At 63.6% G+C, this 21,217-nt stretch carries 20 protein-coding genes and 1 tRNA gene; 16 read left to right on the plus strand and 5 right to left on the minus strand.

Going from position 1 to position 21,217, the window contains the following annotated elements:
* The first annotated feature begins 2 nt into the window (after positions 1 to 2).
* The 15 genes from QRM57_RS07250 (at position 3) to QRM57_RS07320 (ending at position 14,737) form a co-directional block, all read left to right on the plus strand.
* Entirely contained in the window at positions 3 to 407 is a 405-nt protein-coding gene (locus QRM57_RS07250) for a cytidine deaminase (RefSeq protein WP_284986098.1), read from the plus strand.
* Positions 404 to 1,711 carry a thymidine phosphorylase gene (locus QRM57_RS07255; RefSeq protein ID WP_235519259.1) on the plus strand — a complete coding sequence of 436 codons (1,308 nt, stop codon included), beginning with the start codon at positions 404 to 406 and terminating at the stop codon, positions 1,709 to 1,711. Before QRM57_RS07250 ends, QRM57_RS07255 begins: the two co-directional genes overlap by 4 nt.
* A gap of 87 nt (positions 1,712 to 1,798) precedes the next feature.
* Positions 1,799 to 2,449, plus strand: coding sequence for a DedA family protein (locus tag QRM57_RS07260; protein ID WP_257368727.1), 651 nt, complete (start codon positions 1,799 to 1,801; stop codon positions 2,447 to 2,449).
* Positions 2,450 to 2,642: 193 nt separating this feature from the next.
* Positions 2,643 to 3,326 carry a DedA family protein gene (locus QRM57_RS07265; protein ID WP_235519744.1) on the plus strand — a complete coding sequence of 228 codons (684 nt, stop codon included), beginning with the start codon at positions 2,643 to 2,645 and terminating at the stop codon, positions 3,324 to 3,326.
* Positions 3,327 to 3,362: 36 nt separating this feature from the next.
* Positions 3,363 to 4,505 carry an adenosine deaminase gene (locus QRM57_RS07270; protein WP_284986099.1) on the plus strand — a complete coding sequence of 381 codons (1,143 nt, stop codon included), beginning with the start codon at positions 3,363 to 3,365 and terminating at the stop codon, positions 4,503 to 4,505.
* Positions 4,483 to 5,172 (plus strand): MazG nucleotide pyrophosphohydrolase domain-containing protein, encoded by a 690-nt coding sequence (locus QRM57_RS07275; protein ID WP_235519262.1) that lies wholly within the window; start codon positions 4,483 to 4,485, stop codon positions 5,170 to 5,172. Before QRM57_RS07270 ends, QRM57_RS07275 begins: the two co-directional genes overlap by 23 nt.
* 116 nt (positions 5,173 to 5,288) lie before the next feature.
* On the plus strand, positions 5,289 to 6,569 hold the full coding sequence (eno, locus tag QRM57_RS07280; RefSeq protein ID WP_235519264.1) for a phosphopyruvate hydratase: 1,281 nt from the start codon (positions 5,289 to 5,291) through the stop codon (positions 6,567 to 6,569).
* Positions 6,570 to 6,700: 131 nt separating this feature from the next.
* A complete protein-coding gene (locus QRM57_RS07285; protein ID WP_284986100.1) occupies positions 6,701 to 7,438 on the plus strand; it encodes an FtsB family cell division protein in 738 nt (245 codons plus the stop codon).
* Between the two features lie 67 nt (positions 7,439 to 7,505).
* Positions 7,506 to 8,219 carry a DUF501 domain-containing protein gene (locus QRM57_RS07290; protein WP_284986101.1) on the plus strand — a complete coding sequence of 238 codons (714 nt, stop codon included), beginning with the start codon at positions 7,506 to 7,508 and terminating at the stop codon, positions 8,217 to 8,219.
* Positions 8,216 to 9,172, plus strand: a complete 957-nt coding sequence (locus tag QRM57_RS07295) for a Ppx/GppA phosphatase family protein (RefSeq protein ID WP_284986102.1) — start codon at positions 8,216 to 8,218, stop codon at positions 9,170 to 9,172. The genes QRM57_RS07290 and QRM57_RS07295 overlap by 4 nt, the downstream gene beginning before the upstream one ends.
* Positions 9,169 to 10,557 carry a S8 family serine peptidase gene (locus tag QRM57_RS07300; protein ID WP_284986103.1) on the plus strand — a complete coding sequence of 463 codons (1,389 nt, stop codon included), beginning with the start codon at positions 9,169 to 9,171 and terminating at the stop codon, positions 10,555 to 10,557. The genes QRM57_RS07295 and QRM57_RS07300 overlap by 4 nt, the downstream gene beginning before the upstream one ends.
* Positions 10,558 to 10,595: 38 nt before the next feature.
* On the plus strand, positions 10,596 to 12,050 hold the full coding sequence (locus tag QRM57_RS07305; protein WP_257368714.1) for an NAD(P)/FAD-dependent oxidoreductase: 1,455 nt from the start codon (positions 10,596 to 10,598) through the stop codon (positions 12,048 to 12,050).
* 89 nt (positions 12,051 to 12,139) lie between these two features.
* Entirely contained in the window at positions 12,140 to 13,060 is a 921-nt protein-coding gene (locus tag QRM57_RS07310) for an N-acetyltransferase (protein WP_284986104.1), read from the plus strand.
* Positions 13,061 to 13,081: 21 nt separating this feature from the next.
* Positions 13,082 to 13,155, plus strand: a tRNA-Leu gene (locus QRM57_RS07315).
* A 223-nt stretch (positions 13,156 to 13,378) separates the two neighbouring features.
* Positions 13,379 to 14,737 (plus strand): ABC transporter substrate-binding protein, encoded by a 1,359-nt coding sequence (locus QRM57_RS07320; RefSeq protein WP_257368711.1) that lies wholly within the window; start codon positions 13,379 to 13,381, stop codon positions 14,735 to 14,737.
* A 63-nt stretch (positions 14,738 to 14,800) separates the two neighbouring features.
* Here QRM57_RS07320 and QRM57_RS07325 read toward each other — a convergent pair whose 3' ends face one another.
* The 5 genes from QRM57_RS07325 to QRM57_RS07345 all read right to left on the minus strand — a co-directional run bounded on the left by QRM57_RS07325 (position 14,801) and on the right by QRM57_RS07345 (position 19,926).
* Positions 14,801 to 15,703: a phosphotransferase family protein gene (locus tag QRM57_RS07325; protein WP_284986105.1), complete on the minus strand. Its 903-nt coding sequence runs from the start codon at positions 15,701 to 15,703 to the stop codon at positions 14,801 to 14,803.
* A 100-nt stretch (positions 15,704 to 15,803) separates the two neighbouring features.
* On the minus strand, positions 15,804 to 16,574 hold the full coding sequence (locus QRM57_RS07330) for an ABC transporter ATP-binding protein (protein ID WP_211713109.1): 771 nt from the start codon (positions 16,572 to 16,574) through the stop codon (positions 15,804 to 15,806).
* Positions 16,571 to 17,554 (minus strand): ABC transporter ATP-binding protein, encoded by a 984-nt coding sequence (locus QRM57_RS07335; protein ID WP_284986106.1) that lies wholly within the window; start codon positions 17,552 to 17,554, stop codon positions 16,571 to 16,573. The genes QRM57_RS07330 and QRM57_RS07335 overlap by 4 nt, the downstream gene beginning before the upstream one ends.
* Positions 17,551 to 18,519, minus strand: a complete 969-nt coding sequence (locus QRM57_RS07340) for a branched-chain amino acid ABC transporter permease (protein WP_235519291.1) — start codon at positions 18,517 to 18,519, stop codon at positions 17,551 to 17,553. The genes QRM57_RS07335 and QRM57_RS07340 overlap by 4 nt, the downstream gene beginning before the upstream one ends.
* 9 nt (positions 18,520 to 18,528) lie before the next feature.
* On the minus strand, positions 18,529 to 19,926 hold the full coding sequence (locus QRM57_RS07345) for a branched-chain amino acid ABC transporter permease (protein WP_257368703.1): 1,398 nt from the start codon (positions 19,924 to 19,926) through the stop codon (positions 18,529 to 18,531).
* Positions 19,927 to 20,280: 354 nt separating this feature from the next.
* Between QRM57_RS07345 and QRM57_RS07350 the strand changes: the two genes are divergently transcribed.
* Positions 20,281 to 21,189 (plus strand): Bax inhibitor-1/YccA family protein, encoded by a 909-nt coding sequence (locus tag QRM57_RS07350; protein ID WP_284986107.1) that lies wholly within the window; start codon positions 20,281 to 20,283, stop codon positions 21,187 to 21,189.
* Positions 21,190 to 21,217 lie beyond the last annotated feature (28 nt).

Consider the following 21,217-nt stretch of genomic DNA (forward strand, 5'->3'; position numbering starts at 1 on the left):
CCATGCCGGCAAGCAACGTCAACTGGGGCGCCCTGGAAGATGCCGCGAAGCGGGCCATGGAGAATGCCTACGCGCCGTATTCGAAGTTCCCGGTGGGCGCTGCGGCCCTTACCGAGGACGGGCGGATTGTCAGTGGCTGCAACGTGGAGAATGCCAGCTATGGCCTGACCCTTTGCGCAGAATGTGCTCTCGTGGGACAGCTCCACATGACCGGTGGCGGCAGGATCGCCGCGTTCTACTGCGTGGATGGCCAGGGCAACGTCCTCATGCCGTGCGGGCGTTGCCGCCAGCTGCTCTACGAATTCCGGGCACCGGGCATGCAGCTCATGACAACGCAGGGCATCAAATCCATGGACCAGGTGCTGCCGGACGCCTTTGGTCCCGAACATTTGGAGGAAACCGCGTGACCACAGAAGCGTTTGACGCCGTCCAGATTATTTCCATCAAGCGGGACAAAGGGACGCTGACTCCCGAGCAGATCGACTGGACCATCGACGCCTACACCCGTGGTGTGATCGCCGATGAACAGATGGCGGCCCTGAACATGGCCATCCTGCTCAACGGCATGGATCGCGCCGAGATTTCGCGGTGGACATCTGCCATGATCGCCTCGGGCGAACGGATGGACTTTTCGTCGCTGACAACGCCCGACGGCGGCCGGAAGGCTACCAGCGACAAGCACTCCACCGGTGGGGTGGGGGACAAGATCACCCTGCCGCTGGCACCGCTTGTCGCGGTCTTCGGCGTCGCGGTCCCGCAGCTCTCGGGCCGCGGCCTGGGCCACACCGGCGGCACGTTGGACAAGCTCGAGGCCATTCCCGGCTGGCGGGCCAACTTGAGCAATGACGAGATCATGGCGCAGCTCCAGGACGTGGGTGCGGTCATTTGCGCGGCAGGTTCCGGACTCGCGCCGGCGGACAAGAAACTGTACGCGCTGCGCGACGTCACGGGGACCGTGGAAGCCATTCCACTGATTGCCTCGTCGATCATGAGCAAGAAGATCGCGGAAGGCACTGGCTCGCTGGTGCTGGACGTCAAGGTGGGCTCGGGTGCCTTCATGAAGGATGAAGCACGGGCACGGGAGCTGGCTGAGACCATGGTGGCCCTGGGGAAGGATGCCGGAGTCCACACCGTGGCACTGATCACCGACATGTCCACTCCGCTGGGCCTGACCGCGGGCAACGCGATCGAGGTCGAGGAGTCGGTGGAGGTCCTTGCCGGCGGCGGTCCGGAAGACGTCGTCGAACTGACTGTCCGGTTGGCCGAGGAAATGCTCGCCGGTGCGGGCATCCACGACGCCGATCCGGCAGCCGCCCTCAAGGACGGCCGGGCCATGGACGTGTGGAACAGGATGATCGAAGCCCAGGGCGGGGATCCCCGGGCTGCGCTGCCTGTGGCCAAGGAATCCGAGGTTGTCTACGCACCCGCTGACGGCATCCTGATGGAGCTGGATGCGCTCTCTGTGGGTGTCGCCGCTTGGCGCCTTGGTGCCGGACGGGCCCGCAAGGAGGACCAGGTCCAGGCCGGAGCAGGCGTCCGCTTGCATGCCAAGCCGGGTGCCCTGGTGCGCGCCGGCGAGCCCCTGATGACGCTGCTCACGGACACCCCGGAAAAGTTCGACCGCGCCAAGGAAGCACTCCAGGACGCGGTGGTGATTGCGCCCGAGGGATCACGTCCGGCGCATCAGCTCATCATCGACCGCATCGCCTAGGCTTAATTGTTCCGGGCTGGCCCTCAGGATCAGCCCGGACAATTGAGTCATCCGGCGCTACGGTGAGCCGGCTACCTTAAGGACATAGTGCAGGGCATCAACGATTTCATCCTCGCCGCGGCAGGGCAGCCTTGGGTGTTGTTCCTGGTGTTGGCCTGCTGCGTGATCGATGGCTTCTTTCCACCGATCCCCAGCGAGTCGGTGGTGGTGGGCCTGAGCGCCGTCTCCGGCAGCAGCGGCGTGCCCAATGTGTGGCTGCTGGCCTTCATGGCGGCCCTGGGGGCTTTCGCGGGGGACAACATCGCCTACCTTATTGGCCAACGCATTGGCGTCCAACGCTGGCGATGGATGCGTACGCCGCGCATGCAGGGCGCCTTCCTCTGGGCGGGCAAGGAACTCCGACGTCGGGCAGCCTCCCTGATCATGGTGGCGCGGTTCATCCCGATCGGGCGGGTGGCGGTCAACCTGACAGCGGGTGCCACGCAGTTCAACCACCGGCGCTTCGTCGGCCTGACGGCTATGTCCGCGATCCTGTGGGCCTCGTATTCTGTGGTGCTTGGCTACTTCTTCGGAGTGTGGTTCGAGCACAACCATCTGTTGGGCGCTGTCATAGCGATCGTCGTAGCCGTGATCCTGGGCGTCATTATCGATCGCATCATCAGCAGGGTCCGCGGATCCGTGCCGCTGGACCGGAAAAACATCCCCGGGGAAGGCGCTCCACCTCCACCCACGGTATGACGTTGGCGGCTCCCCAAGATCAGTCCCGCGGCTGACGCAGGAACGAGCAGCCCACCGGTAGCGTTAAACGCGTGATCCCAAGGCTGGGACGTAGCGAACGACGTCCCGGCCGTGGGACACTAATAGCGACTTTGGTCACAGTGTCAAGTCATATTCATCTAGGAGCTACCACCGCGTGGAGTCTTTGAACCAAATGCTCGAGCATGCAGCCGGGCAGCCCTGGATTTACCCGGTACTCCTTGTCTTCTTCTTTATTGACGGATTTGCCACCATCCTCCCCAGTGAAACGGCCATCGTTGGCCTCTCGGCGCTGTCCCTTCACAGCGGAGAGCCCAACCTGTGGATCCTCGGGGCTACAGCACTTATCGGTGCCATGGCGGGCGACAACATGGCCTACATGCTGGGCCGTAAAATCGGCCTCACCCGCTGGAAGTGGATGCGACGACCCAAAGTCCAGAAGATGTTCGCCTGGGCCCAATACGAGCTGGATAAGCGCGGAGCGGTCCTCATCTTCACGGCCCGCTACATTCCGTGGGGACGCGTCGCGGTGAACTACGTTGCGGGACAGACCGGCTTCCGCCACCGGACCTTCTTCCTCCTGGACGCCTTTGCGTGCGTCACGTGGGTGGGATACTCCATCGGCATCGGCATCCTCGCGGGCCAGTGGGTACACAACAACCCGCTGCTCGGTGTGGGCATTGCCGTGGCATTCGCGGTGGTCCTGGGCATCGTGGTGGACCACGCATTGCGCTGGTGGCACAAGTACTTGGAGAAAAAGGATCATGCCCGCGAGGCAGCGGCACCTGCGCAGGCACCCAAGCCGGACTCACAACACAACGCGGTTGCCGGCGTCGACCTCTCCAAACCGACCGGCTAAGCGGCCTGCGCTTGCCGGTGGGACTAGTCTTAGTACGTGACTGAGCCCATACTTGACGCCGCCCCTGCCCTTGACTTCGACCTGAAGAGCCTGCCAAAGGTTTCCCTCCATGATCACCTGGACGGAGGACTTCGCCCAGGCACCATCATTGAACTGGCCGAAGCCGTCGGCCACACCCTGCCCTCCACCGATCCCGTGGCATTGGGCGCCTGGTTCCGCGAGTCCGCCGACTCCGGCTCGCTGGTCCGCTACCTTGAAACGTTCGACCACACCATTGCCGTCATGCAGACCAAAGAGGGCCTGTTCCGGGTCGCCAAGGAATTCGTGGAGGACCTCGCCGAGGACGGCGTGGTCTACGGTGAAGTCCGGTGGGCTCCTGAGCAGCACCTCCAGAAGGGCCTGACCCTCGACGAAGTGGTGGAGGCCGTCCAGACTGGACTCGAAGCCGGTGTTGACGCGGCCGAGGAGCGCGGGCAGCAGATCCAGGTGGGACAGCTGATCACCGCCATGCGCCAAGCCGACCGCGGCCAGGAGATCGCCGAACTCGCCGTCCGCCACAGGGCCAACGGCGCCGTGGGCTTCGACATTGCCGGCGCAGAAGACGGTTTCCTGCCGTCCCGCTTCAAGGACGCCTTCACCTACCTCGCCGAAAACAACTTCCCCGCAACCGTCCACGCCGGTGAAGCTGCAGGCTTGGACAGCATCCAGTCGGCCCTGGTTGACGGCCGGGCCCTGCGCCTCGGCCACGGTGTCCGGATCGCCGAGGACATCTCGGTTGAGTTCGAGGACAACTCCGACGACGACGGCGAGGACGTGATCGGCATGGTCACCATCGGCAGCGTGGCCGCCTGGGTCCGCGACCGCGGCATTGCCTTGGAGGTCTGCCCGTCATCGAACCTGCAGACGGGTGCGATCGCAAGCTTCGGAGAGGGCATCGAAAGCCACCCCGTGGACATGCTGTTCCAGCTCGGTTTCAATGTGACCATCAACACGGACAACCGGCTCATGAGTGGCGTCACCCTGACGGACGAGTTCGAGCTCCTGGTGGAAACGTTCGACTACGACCTCGACGATTTGCTCGAGCTCACCCTCAACGCAGCAGAGGCAGCCTTCCTGCCGCTGGACGAGCGTGAAGCCCTGGTCGAGTACATCAACGATGCCTACGCCAACCTCGCCTGATTCTCCCCTGAACCAGCTGCTGGGCAGCGTCGCCGCGCTCCGGGAGCATTGTCCCTGGATGGGGGCGCTGACCCACGAGTCGCTGGTGGAGTATTTGATCGAGGAAGCCTATGAAGTGGTGGACTCGATCGAGGCCGGCGACTCACCTGTAAGGGACAGCGAACTCCGCGGCGAGCTGGGCGATGTACTGCTTCAGGTAGTACTTCACGCCCGGCTCGCCGAGGAGCGCGGCAGTTTCACCTTCGACGACGTAGCCCGGTCCATCAACGCCAAGATGGTCCGGCGCAACCAGCACGTCTTTAAGGCCGACGGTTCCCTGCAGGAGAGTTTCCCGGCCAGTGTCGAGGAAATCATCGTGAAATGGGACGCCGCAAAACGGGCCGAGAAGCCCGAAAGGAAGGACCCCTTCGAGGGCATTCCGCCGCACCTTCCTGCGTTGGCAGCGGCGCAGAAGTCCTTGGACAGGGCCGTCCGTGCGGGCTTGGACGTCGACGCGGAAGGCGCGCTGGCCGCCGTTGGACTTCCTGCTGTCCCGGCTTCGGAAGAGGCGCTCGGTGAGTTGCTGCTCGCCATCGTCACCGCGGCCCGGGAGCAAGGTCTCGACGCCGAACGGGCCCTCCGCGCCACGGTTCGATCGTTTCAGAACAACCAGGCCCAGGGTTCATGACGTGAAAGGTTGGAAGTCGTTCCGTAACCTGAGCCACTCTGGACTACGCTAGTAGCGACGAGGACGTTGAGAATTTCCCTCCTCATTCCTGTAATTTGCCCATAAGGAGCACATCCATGGCGCTTATCGATGCCATCCACGCACGCGAGATCCTTGATTCCCGCGGAAACCCGACCGTTGAAGTTGAGGTCCTGCTCTCCGACGGCCAGATCGGCCGCGCAGCAGTTCCGTCCGGTGCTTCCACCGGCGAGCACGAAGCTGTCGAACTCCGTGACGGCGACAAGGGCCGTTACCTCGGCAAGGGTGTCCAGAAGGCCGTTGACGCGGTCATCGACGAGATCTCGCCGGCCCTGATCGGCTTCGACGCCACAGACCAGCGCAGCATCGACCAGGCCATGATCGACCTGGACGGCACCCCCAACAAGGGCAAGCTCGGCGCCAACGCCATCCTGGGTGTTTCCCTGGCCGTGGCCAACGCCGCAGCAGCTTCGGCCGACCTGCCGCTGTACAAGTACCTCGGCGGCCCCAACGCCCACGTACTGCCCGTTCCGCTGATGAACATCCTCAACGGCGGTTCGCACGCCGACTCCGACGTGGACATCCAGGAATTCATGATCGCCCCGATCGGTGCCGAGACCTTCTCCGAAGGCCTGCGCTGGGGCGTTGAGGTCTACCACAACCTCAAGTCCGTCCTGCAGGAAAAGGGCCTCTCCACTGGCCTCGGCGACGAGGGTGGCTTCGCTCCCAACCTGCCGTCCAACCGTGCGGCCCTGGACCTGATCACCGAAGCCATCAAGAACGCCGGCTACACCCCGGGCACGGACATCGCCCTGGCCCTCGACGTCGCCTCTTCGGAGTTCTACAAGGACGGTGCCTACCAGTTCGAGGGCAAGGCCCTCTCGGCCACCGAGATGAGCGCTTACTACGCCGAGCTCGTTGCCGACTACCCGCTGGTTTCCATCGAGGACCCGCTGGACGAGAACGACTGGGAAGGCTGGAAGACCCTCACCGACACCATTGGTGACAAGGTCCAGCTGGTGGGCGACGACCTCTTCGTCACCAACCCGGTCCGCCTGCAGCAGGGCATCGACGCCGCAACGGCCAACTCCCTGCTGGTCAAGGTCAACCAGATCGGTTCCCTGACCGAAACGCTCGACGCCGTTTCGCTGGCTCAGCGCTCCGGTTACACCACCATCACCTCGCACCGCTCCGGCGAAACCGAGGACACCACCATTGCTGACATCGCCGTTGCCACCAACGCGGGCCAGATCAAGACCGGTGCCCCGGCCCGCTCCGAGCGTGTCGCCAAGTACAACCAGCTGCTGCGCATCGAAGAAGAACTCGACGACGCCGCACGCTACGCCGGCCGCAGCGCGTTCCCGCGTTTCAAGGGCTAGCATTCCGCGAAAACAGCTGACCGGTGGCTATGGTGGAAAGACCATGGCCACCGGTTCTGTTTAACGCTGGCCACCTCAAACAAGCAAGCGCAGCAACCCGCCAGGCAAGCACCGGGCATTACAGGAGTGTCATGGCTACCCGTCGACCGAAGGTACCCAGGGCCGACGCCTTGGGCTCCAGCGCAGCCCGGCCGTCCACCCCGGCTCCCCGTCCCGAGGCGGCCGGGGCAGCAAGCACGGACAAGGGCGGGGCCGACGTCATCAAGGCAGAGTTCGGTGCCACCCGCACCGCTTCGAAACCGACGACGACGGCGACGCCCGCCAAGGCGGCCGGCAGTGGCAGCAAGAGCCCAAAGAAGCCCACGGAGTCCGGGAAAGCCCCCGCCACCGGAAAGAAACCGGCTGCCTCCACCAAAGCTGAGTCCGGCGGCTCGGGACGGTCGACTCCGTCTGCCAAGGACGGGCGTGAGGCCGATCCCGTTCCTGCGAAGGCATTCTCCGGTCGAATGCTTGCGTTGGCCGTGGTCATGATTGCAATCACCATCATGTTGGCTCCTACGGTGAAGATCTTCCTGGAGAAACGTGCCGAGATTTCGGCGTTGGAGGGCGAAATCGCCAGCCGCAAGGCCGAGCAAACCGAGCTGAACAAACAGATCTCACGGTGGCAGGACCCCAACTATGTGAAACAGCAGGCCCGCGACCGCATTAACATGGTTATGCCGGGTGAAACGGGCTACTGGGTGTTTGGCGGGCAGGAAGCCGCTGGCACGCCGGGTGGCCGCACCGGCTCCGGCTCGTCTGCAAACCCGGAGAATCTGCCCTGGGTGGATGCTCTTTGGGAGTCAATCAGACGGTCGGCAACTGACTAGACGCGGCGCCCACCGCCGTCGTTCCCGCCTGGGACACGACTAACGGGCAGGAAGGTTGGCAACGCACGTGGAAGAGTACACGGCAGCCCTGCCCCAGGAATCCCGCCAGCCGTCGGCACACGATCTCGAGGTCCTTAGCCGCCAGCTCGGCAGGCCGGTCCGGGACGTCGTTGAGATCCCCGCGCGGTGCGTCTGCGGCAACCCACTGGTTGCAGCCACAGCGCCCCGGCTGAGCAATGGAACACCGTTTCCCACGACGTTCTACCTGACCCACCCGGTCATCACCTCCGCGGTGTCGCGGTTGGAAGCGGGCGGGCTCATGAACCGGATGAACGACCGGTTGACCGTGGACGGGGAACTCGCCGAGTCCTACCGCGGGGCACATGAGGCGTATCTCCAGGCACGCAACGATATTGCCGACCGTTCCGGAACCGGGGCCGTGCCCGAAATCGATGGAATCTCCGCCGGTGGCATGCCCACGCGGGTCAAGTGCCTGCACGTGCTGGTGGGTCATTCCTTGGCTGCCGGACCCGGCGTGAACCCCTTGGGGGACGAGGCCTTGGAAGCCATCTCCGAGTGGTGGACCAAGGACCGCTGCTACTGCGATGGCGCCTGGGATACGGCGGGGGAGGCCCCGTCCCGTGATCTCAGCCGCCATGGTCCGCAGGGCCTGCCCGACATTGTGGGCCGGCCGGCACCCGTGCGGAAGCCGAAAACCGACACTGCCGGCGAGCAGGCTGGCAGTGAGCAGTCCGGCAGTGAGCAGGAGGGCACCGCATGAGCCGCGTCGCCGCGATCGACTGTGGAACCAATTCCATCCGCCTGCTCATCGCGGACACCGCGGCCCAGGGAGCTCCGGGGCCCTTGACGGACGTTGTGCGCGAAATGCGCGTAGTGCGGCTCGGGCAAGGCGTTGATGCCACCGGCGAACTCGCCCCGGAAGCCCTGGAACGCACGTTCGCTGCAGCTGCGGACTACGCAGGGCTCATCAGGGAACACGGTGCCGGACGCGTCCGTTTCGTGGCCACATCGGCAACCCGCGATGCCCGCAACCGCCAGGTTTTCGTGGACGGGATCCGGGAGCTGCTGGGCGTCGAGCCTGAAGTGATTTCCGGAGATGAGGAAGCTGCGCTCTCGTTCGCGGGGGCCAGCAGCGTCCTTCCCGCAACGGGTGAGGACGCCATCCTGGTCGTGGACCTGGGCGGAGGCAGCACAGAATTCGTCCTGGGGGATTCCACCGGGGTGATTGCTGCCCGTTCCGTGGACATTGGATGCGTGCGTCTGACTGAACGCCACCTTCGCAGCGATCCGCCCACTGCCGCGCAGATCGCCGCAGCAGAGGCCGACGTCGATGCCGCCCTTGCGCTTGCGGCCCAGGCTGTGCCGCTGAACCGCGCCACCGCCGTCGTCGGCGTTGCCGGGTCGATCACCACCATCACCGCGCACGCGCTTGGCCTGAGCGAGTACCAGCCAAGCCGGATCCACGGTGCCTCCCTTGACCTGGAAACGATCAGCGACGCCGCCACCAACTTGCTCGAAATGACCCGTGCCGAACGGGCAGCGCTTCCCTACATGCATCCCGGTCGCGTAGACGTCATCGGTGCCGGCGCCTTGGTGTGGCGCCGCATCCTGGCGCGGCTGGCCGAGGTCAGCGACGGTGCCATCAGTGCCGCTGTTTCCAGCGAGCACGACATCCTGGACGGCATTGCGCTGAGTATCCGGGGAGCCGAATGACGTTGCGACGCCGCTCCCTTTCGGTTGCGCTGGCCAGTACCCTGGCTGGCGGGACCCTCGCGGGTGCGCTGCTCACGGCTCCGGCCGCCAACGCCGATGCCTGGCGTGACAAGGAGTTCTGGCTCAAGGACTCCGGGATCACCAACGCCTGGCAGGTTTCCAAGGGTGCAGGCGTCAAGGTCGCGGTCATCGACAGCGGCATCGACGGCAGCCATCCCGACCTCAACGGCGTCGTGGTCGGAGGCACCGATGTATCCGGTGCCGGGGCACCCAACGGGCAGAAGAGCATTGGCGCCAAGACCGAGCATGGGACGTTGGTGGCAAGCATGTTGGCTGGCCGGGGACACACTACGCCCACGGCCTCGCCTTCAGCATCCGCCTCCGCGCCTCCCGCTGCGCCACCTACCACCCCTCCCGCAGGCGGGCCTGACGGAATCGTAGGTGTCGCGCCTGAGGCGCAGATCCTTTCGGTCTCCACCTGGCTCGGCTCCCCGAACCCTGGCGGCAAGACGGACCAGGAACAAATCCCGGACGCCGTTCGCTGGGCCGTGGACAACGGCGCCAAGGTCATCAACATATCGCTGGGCAGCACCTCGCCTGACTGGCCACAGAGCTGGGACGCGGCGTTTCTTTACGCCGAACAAAAGGATGTTGTCATTGTGGCTGCCGCCGGTAACCGGGTTGGCGGCAACATCCAGGTCGGGGCCCCCGCCACCATTCCCGGTGTCCTGACCGTAGCCGGGCTTGACGGCGAGGGACGCGCCAGCGTGGACTCCTCCTCCCAGGGGATCAGCATTGGGGTGGCGGCCCCTGCCGAAAAGCTGGTGGGTGCGATGCCGGGCGCGGGCTACGCCGAGTGGGCCGGGACGTCCGGGGCGGCACCGATCGTCTCCGGTGTTGCCGCACTGATCCGTTCCAAGTGGCCTGAGATGAGCGCCAGCCAGGTCATCAACAGGATCGTCAGCACGGCAAAGGACGCAGGTGCTCCGGGTAAGGACCCGCTGTACGGGTACGGCATCCTCAACGCAGAAGCCGCCCTCAAGGATGATGTGCCCGCGGCGGCCAGTAATCCCTTGGGCTCCATCGCGGACTGGATCCGCGTCCATCGCCGCGGAGATCTCAGCGTGCCGTCGCAGGCACCGGTCGCGAGCCCTACCAGCGCCGCGCCCACCTTGGCTGATCCCACCGTTCCGGTAGCCAAGACGCCGGCGACCATGGATGACGCACTCCCTGCCGCCGTCGTCCTGGGTTTTGGCGGCCTTTTTGTCGCACTGATCGTTGGTGCCGCCATTCAACTCCGAAGGGTTTCCAAGCGTCCCAATCCGGTGGTGGAGGAGGCTGAAACCGGCGTGATGGAAGCGGTGGATCCACCCGGCAAGAAGTAGTTAGTGAAGATTTTCACAAAGTGTTGTACTCTGGACTCATGGCAACCACCCCTGAGCTCATTGACCGTCCCCGGGTCCTCGTCGTCGGCGGCGGTTACGTCGGCCTGTACGTAGCCCTCAAACTGCAGAAGAAGATCGCGAACGCGGGCGGCATCGTCACCGTCGTCGATCCCCTGCCGTACATGACCTACCAGCCCTTCCTTCCGGAAGTTGCAGGCGGCAACATCGAGGCACGCCACGCCGTCGTCTCGCACCGTCAGCACCTCAAGCAGACTGAGCTCATCCAGGGCCGCGTCACCAGCATCGACCACGCCAACCGCACCGCGGTCATCGCCCCGGCCGATGGCGGCGAGAACTTCGAAATCCCGTACTTCGACGTCGTTATGGCCGCTGGCGCCATCACCCGTACGTTCCCCATCAAGGGCCTCGCGGACAAGGGCATCGGCCTGAAGACCATCGAGGAAGCTGTCGCACTGCGCAACAAGCTCCTGGAGCGCATCGAAGCCGCTTCCACCATGACCGACCCCGCAGAGCGCGCCAAGGCCCTCACCTTCGTGGTTGTCGGTGGCGGCTTTGCCGGCATCGAGTGCCTCACCGAAATGGAAGACCTCGCCCGCGCCGCAGTGCGCAACAACCCGCGCATCCGCCAGGAAGAAGTCCGCTTCATCCTGGTCGAAGCCATGGGACGCATCATGCCCGAGGTCACCGCCTCGCAGGCAGAATGGGTTGTGGAGCACCTCCGTAGCCGCGGCATCGAAGTTCTGCTCAACACCTCCCTGGACAGCGCCGAGGGCACCCTCAAGCTCATCAACCTCCCGGACAAGACTCCGGCACAGGAAGTTGAAGCTGACACGCTGGTCTGGGCTGCCGGCGTGCAGGCCAACCCGATGATCCGCTCCACGGACTTCCCGCTGGAACCCCGCGGCCGCGTCCGCGTCCTCCCGGACCTGCGCATCGCAGGCGACGAAGGCATCGTGGAGAACGCCTGGGCCGCTGGCGACATCGCCGCTGTTCCGGACCTCACGGGCAAGGGCCTGCCGGACGGCACCTGCGTCCCCAATGCCCAGCACGCTCTTCGCCAGGCCAAGAAGCTCGCCAAGAACCTGTGGGCTTCCCGCTGGGACAAGCCGCTGCACGACTACAAGCACAAGAACCTTGGTGCTGTGGCCGGCTTCGGCGAGTGGAAGGGTGTTGCAAACATCAACCTGCTCGGCCGTATCGGCCTCAAGGGCGGCCTCGCCTGGCTGGCACACCGTGGTTACCACGGCATGGCGATGCCCACCGTGGAGCGCAAGTTCCGCGTGGTCTTCGGCTGGATCCTGGCCTTCTTCGCAGGCCGCGACACCACGCAGCTGATCGACCTCGACAACCCGCGCGGTGCCTTCGTGGCCGCAGCAACGCCGGCCCCGAAGCCTGCAGCTGCCCCGGCACCCGCCGAAGCCAAGCCTGCTGCCGAGGAAACCAAGACTCCGGTAACGGCTGACGCCAAGTAGTACACGCACGACGGCGGCCACCCCCTTAGCGGGAGTGGCCGCCGTCGGCGTTTAAGCGGTCGCGATTTCGCGGCCCCTAGACTGGTGGCATGCCCGGTGAATCCGACCTGAAAACCCTCCTGCAGTCCCTCCATCCCGTGGTCCGCGACGGTGAGTACGTGTACGCGCTGTGGCCGCACGGGCGTCCCCTGGAGGGCGGGGTGGAGGCGGCCGTGCGTGAGGCCGAAGGGCTGACCGTCGTCCTGCGAAGGGACGAGGCCGATCGCCTGGGCCTCACCTACGATTTCGTGGCCTCGTGGATCACCCTCCAGGTCCACTCCGCCCTCGAAGCCGTAGGTCTCACAGCAGCTGTCAGCGCGGCCCTGACGCACGCGGGAATCAGCTGCAACGTCCTTGCTGGATTCCACCACGACCACCTGTTGGTGGCGGTTGCTGATACGGGCCGTGCCATGGAGTTGCTCCAGTTGCTGTCCAGGGGAGTGGTGCTGCGTTCGGAAAGGCCGGGGGACAGGGCCGAGATCCTGGACCTGACGGCCCGCGCATTCTCCGTCTCTCCCGTGACGGGTGAGCCGGTGGAGGGAACGCCCGTTGAGGTTGGCTTGCTGCGGGAGCTTTTCGAATGCAGCGGATATATTCCCGAACTCAGCATTGTTGCTGAAATCGGTGGGGAGATCGTGGGTCACGCCATCTCAACCAGGGCTTGGATCGACGGCCTGCCGGTCCTGGGTTTGGGCCCCATTGGTGTGCTGCCCACGTTCCAACGGCGCGGCGTCGGATCGGCGTTGATGCGTGAAACGACAGCGCGGGCAACAGCCCTGGGGGAGCGCGGTATAGCGTTGCTCGGCAGCACCGCCTACTACCCTCGTTTCGGTTACGTGCCGGCCTCGTCACTGGGCGTTGAAGCGCCGGAGGCGGCGTGGGGCGCGCACTTCCAGTTGCTCCCCTTGCCGGAATGGCCCGACGGCGTTCGGGGCACCTTCCGCTACGCCGAACCCTTCAACAGGCTGTAGCTGGGATACCATGGTGCGGGCGCCCCAGTAGCCCAATTGGCAGAGGCAGCGGACTTAAAATCCGCGTGTTGTGGGTTCGAGTCCCACCTGGGGCACGGCGGAAGGTGAGAGCTGTTTCTCCCTTCCGCGGACGCGGGTGCCGGGTTCGGCGCCATTTCCCAGCAACCTCGTAGATTTCCCACAGGCAACGAGTGTTATAGGGATGTGACCTGAATCACTTATGTTCGCCGATCAATTGCATTAGTTTGAGTCTTAATCAGGAACACCTGAGTAATCGCATCAAAGGCAGTTCGCACCTTTCGATCGAGGAGACAACGAATGTTTGATCTTTCCCCAGCGGCGCCCCGAGCCGCCAAGCTAACCGCGCTTGGCATTGGGGTCGCTCTCTTGGCCACAGCTTGTGGTGGGTCTTCGACGCCAACACAAACTGGGTCTTCATCCGCCGCGGCCGCAGCAGGAATCTCCTGCCCGGCGCCCAGCGCGGGGGCGGGAGCCGGCAACAGCGCGGCTGCCACCAACTCTGGACCTGTACCTCCCTCGACCACTACCACTTCCACGCCGCTTAAGCTTGGATCGCTCCTGCCGACAACGGGGTCGCTGGCGTTCCTTGGCCCACCGGAAATCGCCGGTGTGAACCTCGGCATCAAGGAAGTCAACGATGCCGGCGGTGTCCTGGGTGCTCCCGTATCCGTGGTCCACCGCGACTCCGGTGACACCAAGACCGACATCGCCACGCAGTCCACCACGGCACTCCTTGGACAGGGTGTCAGCGCCATTATCGGCGCAGCCTCCTCCGGCGTTTCCAAGACCGTCATCAACCAGATCACCGGTGCCGGTGTCATCCAGTTCTCGCCTGCGAACACGTCGCCTGACTTCACAACGTGGGACGACAAGGGCCTCTACTGGCGTACTGCGCCGTCCGACGTCCTGCAGGGCAAGGTGCTCGGCAACTACATGGCCACCTGTGGAGCCCAGACCGTTGGCATGATCGTCCTCAACGACGCTTACGGAACGGGCCTGCAGAAGAACGTCAAGGAAGCCTTCGAGGCGGCCGGCGGAAAGGTTGTGGCTGAGGAACTCTTCAACGAAGGTGACTCGCAGTTCAGCAGCCAGGTGGACAAGGTACTGGCCGCCAAGCCGGACGCCATCGCATTGATCACCTTCGACCAGGCCAAGAGCATCGTCCCGCTGATCACCGGCAAGGGCATCAAGCCCACGCAGCTGTTCATGGTCGACGGCAACACCTCTGATTACAGCAAGGACTTCCAGCCGGGCACCTTGAAGGGCGCGCAGGGAACCATTCCCGGCACGTTCGCCAAGGATGACTTCAAGAAGAAGCTCCTGGCAATCGACCCGGCCCTGAAGGATTACAGCTACGCAGGTGAATCCTACGACGCCGTGAACCTGATCGCCCTGGCCTCCGAGGCGGCCAAGAGCACCAAGGGCACCGACATCGCAGCCAAGCTGAAGGAAGTTTCTGAAGGCGGCGAGAAGTGCAACAGCTACGCAGCCTGCGTTACCTTGCTCCGCCAGGGCAAGGACATCGACTACGACGGCCAGTCCGGTCCAGTCACGTTCTCCGACGCCGGTGACCCCACCGAGGCGTACATCGGTATCTACCAGTACCAGGATGACAACACCTACAAGCCGGTCCGCGAAGAGTTCGGCAAGCTCTAAGCTCTGAGACGGTAGCAAACGCAACAGGTCCCCTTCCTCCCGGAGGAAGGGGACCTGTTCCCGTTAAGCCATCGTGAGGACTCTTTCCACCATGGCGACTCCCTGCTGTTCAAAGGATTCGTCACCTATGCTGTGAGCCCAGACCACCGTTCCCACTGCTTGGTCGAGGTTTTCGAGCCGCCATGCAGAGACCTCCTCAGGGCTTGTGACTGCCCTTCCCAAACCTTCCTGAAAGGCTGTGGCCAAGGCTGCATCCGCCAGGAACTGTTGGTGGGTGAGCCGGACCAGATCGTGTACCCACGGGCGCAGGTCGGCACGGCCGAAGTCTATGACTTTCACCTCGCCGTCGTCGTACAGCCAGTTCCTTGGTTGGTAGTCACCGTGACTGGTCACCAACTCAACCGGTGAAAGCTCGACGGCGGCAACCTCCTCTGTCAGGCGGCGTACCAGGTCTTCAGCCAGGAGGCCCTGCGCTTTGCCGATCACCGCTCTGGTTCTGGCCGCCAGCGAACGCATGTAACTCCGGGAGACCCCGGCCGGACTATGCAGCCGTGCCAGAAGCGCTCCGGCCTGCCGGTAGGTATCGGGAATGTGCTCCGCCGGACTCCCTGCCACCAGAATGCCCGGCAAGAAGCGCGTCACCAGAAGGCGGGCGTCCGTGGAAGCGTGTACAAGTGAAGGGACGCGGCCTTCCAGACCTGGCATTCCACGGGAATAGGCTGCGATTTCCCGGCGGACGTGGTGGCTGGTTTGGCTGGCCTTGACGATGAAACGCCCGCCATCCGGGGTGCCGAGCTGCAGGACCGTGGTGTCCTGCATGGGCCAGGAGTGGTCGCTGATGACCTCGAAGGGGCCCAGCCACGAGGACAGAAGCCGCTGCTGCTCCTCGCTGATCCCGTCTTTCACCAATCCAGCATGCCACGGGTTGCTGGCGACGCGGGTTGTGAGGCCTGCTCTGCGCGCCATGAGGGGAGTATGGGGCGCAGAGCGGGCCCCACAACAAAGCGTGGGCCCCGGCTCAGTAACCGAGCTGGGGCCCACGTGGTGTTGGAGCGTCGTGGATCTACTAGACCTCGTCCGCCAGGGTGCCCAGGTACAGCTGGATCACCTTGGGGTCCTTCATGAGCTCACGGCCCGTACCCGTGTACGCGTCCTTTCCTTGGTCCAGGACGTAGCCGCGATCGCAGATCTGAAGGCAGCGGCGTGCGTTCTGTTCCACCATGATCACGGAGACGCCGGCACGGTTGATCTCGTGGACGCGCAGGAACGTCTCGTCCTGCTTGACGGGGGAGAGACCGGCCGACGGCTCATCCAGCAGCAACACCGCCGGGTCCATCATGAGGGCCCTTCCCATGGCCACCATCTGGCGTTCGCCACCCGAAAGGGACCCGGCGCGTTGTGCGCGCCGCTTGCCCAGTTCCGGGAACAGGCTGGTGACAAAGTCGAAGCGCTCGGCGAAGACCTTGGGCCGCTGGAACATGCCCATCTGGAGGTTCTCTTCGATGGTCAAGGTAGCGAAGACGTTGTTGGTCTGCGGAACGAAGCCCACGCCCTGGGTCACCAGCTTGTTGGCCTTCAACCCGGTGAGGTCCTGCCCGCGGACCACAACGGTGCCGGAGTGTACCTTCACCAGGCCGAACATGGCCTTGAGCAGGGTGGACTTGCCGGCGCCGTTAGGGCCGATAATGCCGATCAGCTCGCCCTTGCGTGCTTCGATGCTACAGCCGTTGAGGATGTTGACGCCCGGGATGTAGCCCGCCACCAGGTTGGTGACTTTGACGACGGAATCGCTTGCCGGGGCGGCTGCCGAGGCGGGCATTGCAGCGGGACTGCTCATTTCCCGTCCTCCTTCTTGGGTTCTTCGATGTCGGACAGAATGCCGGCATCTTCCGTTCCGACAACCGACTCGTCATCGGCTACGAGTTCCGCTTCGAGTTCCTTGATGCCTTCAGCGTCGCCAAGATCGACGTCGTGGTGGGCGCCAAGGTAGGCGTCGATGACGGCGGGATTCTTCATCACTTCTCCCGGAGGTCCCTCAGCCACCACCTTGCCTTCGGCCATGACCACCACCCAGTCCGCGATGTGGCGGACCATGTTCATGTCGTGCTCAACGAAGAGGACAGTCATGCCTTCAGCTTTGAGGTTCTTGATGTGGTCCAACAGCGACTGTGTCAGTGCCGGGTTCACGCCTGCCATGGGCTCGTCGAGCATCACCAGCTTGGGCCGGACCATCAATGAGCGTGCCATTTCCAGGAGCTTGCGCTGGCCGCCGGAGAGCGACGCAGCGTAGTCGTCCTTCTTGGCGTCAAGCTTGAACTTCTGCAGCAGGACGTCAGCCTGTGCGGTAATGTCCCGTTCCCGGCCACCCCACATGCCTTTGAACAGGGCCTTGGAAAGCCGTTCGCCAGGCTGGTCGGCAGCGCCGAGGCGCATGTTTTCCATGACGGTCAACTTGCCCATGACCTTGGTCAGCTGGAACGTGCGGACCATGCCCATGCGGGCCACCTTGTAGGAAGACACCCCGGCGAGACTGTTGCCTTCAAACTGCCACTTGCCCGAGTTGGGTGTGTCGAAACCGGTCAGCAGGTTGAACAGCGTGGTCTTGCCTGCACCGTTGGGCCCAATCAGGGCCGTGATCTTATGGCGGGGAATTTCGAGGTACTCGACGTCCACGGCGTTGATGCCGCCAAAGGAACGGGTAACGCCCTCTGCCACCACGATCGGGTCACGCTTCTTGCAGCCGGGCAGGTTCTCCCCGACGGCGATCGGCCGCGAATCGGTCATGTAGTCGATGTCTTGTTCGTTCATTTCACTCATGCGAATGCAAGCTCCTTCTTATTGCCGAAGACGCCTTGCGGGCGGAAGATCATCAGGAGCATCAGTGCCACACCCACCAGGATGTAGCGGAGCTGGCCTGCCTGGACAGTGGTCAGCCACGTGATGACCCCCGATTCGATGAGGCCGTAAAGAAGGCTCTGGGTCAGCGAGAGCACTACCCAGAAGATCATGGCTCCAATGACCGGCCCCAGGACAGTGGCCATGCCACCGAGCAGGAGGCAGGTCCACAGGAAGAACGTCAGCTCGGTGCCGTAGTTGGATGGTTGGACAGCGCCGCGGGGCAGGGTGAAGATCATGCCGGCAAGTGCGCCGAGCACACCGCCAATGACCAGCGCCTGCATCTTGTAGGAGTAGACGTTCTTACCGAGTGATCGAACGGCGTTCTCGTCTTCCCGGATACCCTTCAGTACGCGGCCCCAGGGGCTGCGCATGAGGAGCCAAACCAGCAGGCAGCAAACGATGACCAAGGCCCAACCCACCACGCGGATGAAGAAGTCCCTGTTGTTCATGCCCATGTAGGAGCCTTCGGGGAATGGATTCATGGCGTAGAAATCGCCCTCGAAGGCGGCCAGGCCGTTTGCCGAACCAGTGACGCTGGTCAGCTGGTTGGTGGTGACGACGTACCGGACGATTTCCGCGGACGCGATGGTCACGATGGCCAGATAGTCGGCCCGTAGCCTCAGAGTCGGGATGCCGAGGATGAAGGCGAAGATCACCGAACACAGGATGGCGATCAGCAGGCCGATGAAGAACGGAGCCTTGAACGTCAGGGTGGAGATGGCAAAGCCGTAAGCACCCACGGCCATGAAACCTGCCTGGCCGAAGTTCAGCAGGCCTGAGTAGCCGAAGTGGACCGCAAGGCCCAAAGCGGCAAGCGCGTAGGCCGCCGTCGTCGGACTGAAAAGTTCGCCAAGGGCGCTGGAGAGAATAAATCCGAAATCCATGGCCCGCTCCTAACCCACACGCTCACGCCGGCCGAGGATACCCTGCGGTCGGAACAGAAGGACAACAATCATGATGAACAGGGCACCGACGTATTTGAGGTCGGCGGGGAGGCCGAAGACGGTTGTCAGTTCCACGAAGACGCCGACGACGATCGAGCCGATCAGTGCGCCGAAGACAGTTCCCAGGCCGCCCAGGGTCACGCCGGCGAAGATGAGAAGCAGGATCTGCGAGCCCATGTCGAAGGTGACGCCTGGCCGGTAGTACGCCCACAGGATGCCGCCGAGGGAAGCAAGGACACCGCCAACGATCCACACAAGCCTGATCACGGAGTCGACGTCGATGCCGGATGCCGCTGCCAGTGCGGGGTTGTCCGCCACAGCGCGTGTTGCTTTGCCGAGGCGCGTTTTCAGCAGGACGATGCCCACCAGTGCGATGACCACGGCACTGATGATCAGTGACCAAAGGTTGTTCGGCGTGATGGACACGGGGCCGATCTGGATCTCGGCACTTTGGGCTCCGGGCAGCTGCTGTGTGGCACCGCCGAAGAAGAACTGGATGACATACCGGATTGCCAAGGCAAGGCCGATGCTGACGATCATCATGGGGACAAGGCCTGAGCCACGTTTACGCAGCGGGCGCCACAGTCCAGCGTCCTGGACGTAGCCGAAGACTCCGCCGCCGACCAGTGCCAGCAGGATGGCCAACCAGAAGGGCAGACCCATGCCGTTGAACATGAACACCAAGACCGCGCCCAGTGTGACCATCTCGCCGTGGGCGAAGTTGGTGAGGCCGGTGGTTCCGAAGATCAGGGAAAGGCCAACAGCGGCAAGGGCCAGGAGCAAGCCGAAGCTCAGGCCTGCGACGAGGCGGTTGAGCAGGTTCTGGCCGAAGTCCTGTTGCTGGATCACAATGCCTTTGCCGAAGGCGAAGATCACCGACAGGTTGGAGGTCTGGCTGAAGGTGACATCGCGGGGATTGTCCTGGCCTTCAGCGAGCTTGATGCCGTCCGGCAGGGTGGAAGTGTCCAGCTCTACCCTGTAAGTGCCCTGGACCGGGACGCCGATGCTCCAGGCACCGTTGGCTCCTGAAGTGGCTTCGCCCTGGAAGCCATTGCCTGAGGCCTTGATTTTGACGCCGGGTATGGGTGCCCGGGCATCATCGCGGAGGAATCCGCTGATGTTGTTTTGGAAATTTGTTGCTGATGGCGAAGGCGAGGGGGTGGTTGCCTCCGCCGCGGGGGCGGCGATCAACAGAACAGCAATGAGGGAAGCGAAAAGCGCCCCCACTACTCTCTGCAGTCCCTTGGACCGTCTGATGGACGGGTCGCGCAGTGTGCTTCTCAAAATGGAAACCTCCACAGTGGGGGTGGTCCCGGCTGCGCCATTGCGGCCGGTGCGAACGGTCATGGGGCTTGTGAATAACTCTTTGCCTAGCTGCCTCGATGTGATCTAAGTCACCCATGTGTGGCCTATGTTACCGCTCGTGGGGAGTAATGAATGCCCAGTTCGGCGGTGCGAAGATCGCGATCAGGTAACAACTGTGAAGCTGGAGGCAACAAGCAATGTAGCGCTTCTTAAGTAAACCTTTGTTGTTTGACGGTGCTACTAAACGTTCGGACGAACGCCTACGCCCATCACTGTTCCAATTCCGTGTCACGGTTGTGTTTCGGCCTCGTGAACAAGGGAACTTTCGCTGCCGGCCGGGCGTGGTAATTGGTACCGTGAACTATCACTCAGCCCTTTTTCAGGAGGACACCCGTAATGGCACTTGGCGGAAACCCAGTCTTCAACGGAAAGAATTTCCGTGGAGCAAAGCAGGCCCCGCCTGTACCGCAAAATCCCTACGGCCAGCAGTTTAACCAAGCCGGTCGAGCGCCCTCGCAGGTCATGGATGGCCAAGCCGCATGGTCGGCCCAGCAGCAGAACATGACCAACGAGCAGCTGCAGCAGATGTACAACCAGCCCTCGGCCGGCCCCGCCGACACCGGGCGCATGACGTATGACGACGTCATCATGAAGACTGTCGCCTGCCTCGTGGTTTTGGTCATCGGTGCTGGCGTAACCCTCTTCGTTGCCCCGGCTCTCTCCAGCCTGCTCATGATCGTTGGCGCGCTGGGCGGTTTCGTCCTGGCCCTCGTCAACACGTTCAAGAAGCAGCCCTCACCCGCGCTGATCCTGGCTTACGCCGGCCTTGAGGGGCTGTTCCTTGGCGGCCTCACCCGCATCCTTGATGGAATGTACCCGGGCGTCGGCCTGCAGGCAGTCATCGGCACCCTTGCTGTTTTCGGTGTCACGCTGGTCCTGTTCAAGAGTGGCAAGGTCCGTGCGACTCCCAAGATGGTCCGCTTCTTCATGATCGCCACCATCGGTTACGCGGTCTTCGCGCTCATTAACCTGGTCATGATGTGGACCGGTGCCGTGCAGGAGCCGTTCGGCCTCCGCACCAGCATCACGATCGCGGGCATTCCGTTGGGCGTCTTCATCGGCATCCTGGCCATTGGCCTGGCAGCGTTCTCGCTCATCATGGACTTCACCAGCATCGAGCAAGGCGTCCGCGCCGGTGCCCCGGAACGTTATTCCTGGATTGCCGCGTTCGGCCTGACAGTCACCCTGGTGTGGCTCTACGTCGAAATTATCCGCCTGTTGGCAATTCTGCGCGGCGACGACTAACACCGCCGGAACAAAGTAAACGCCAAAA

The organism is Arthrobacter sp. fls2-241-R2A-172, assembly GCF_030208885.1.
GTDB lineage: Bacteria > Actinomycetota > Actinomycetes > Actinomycetales > Micrococcaceae > Arthrobacter.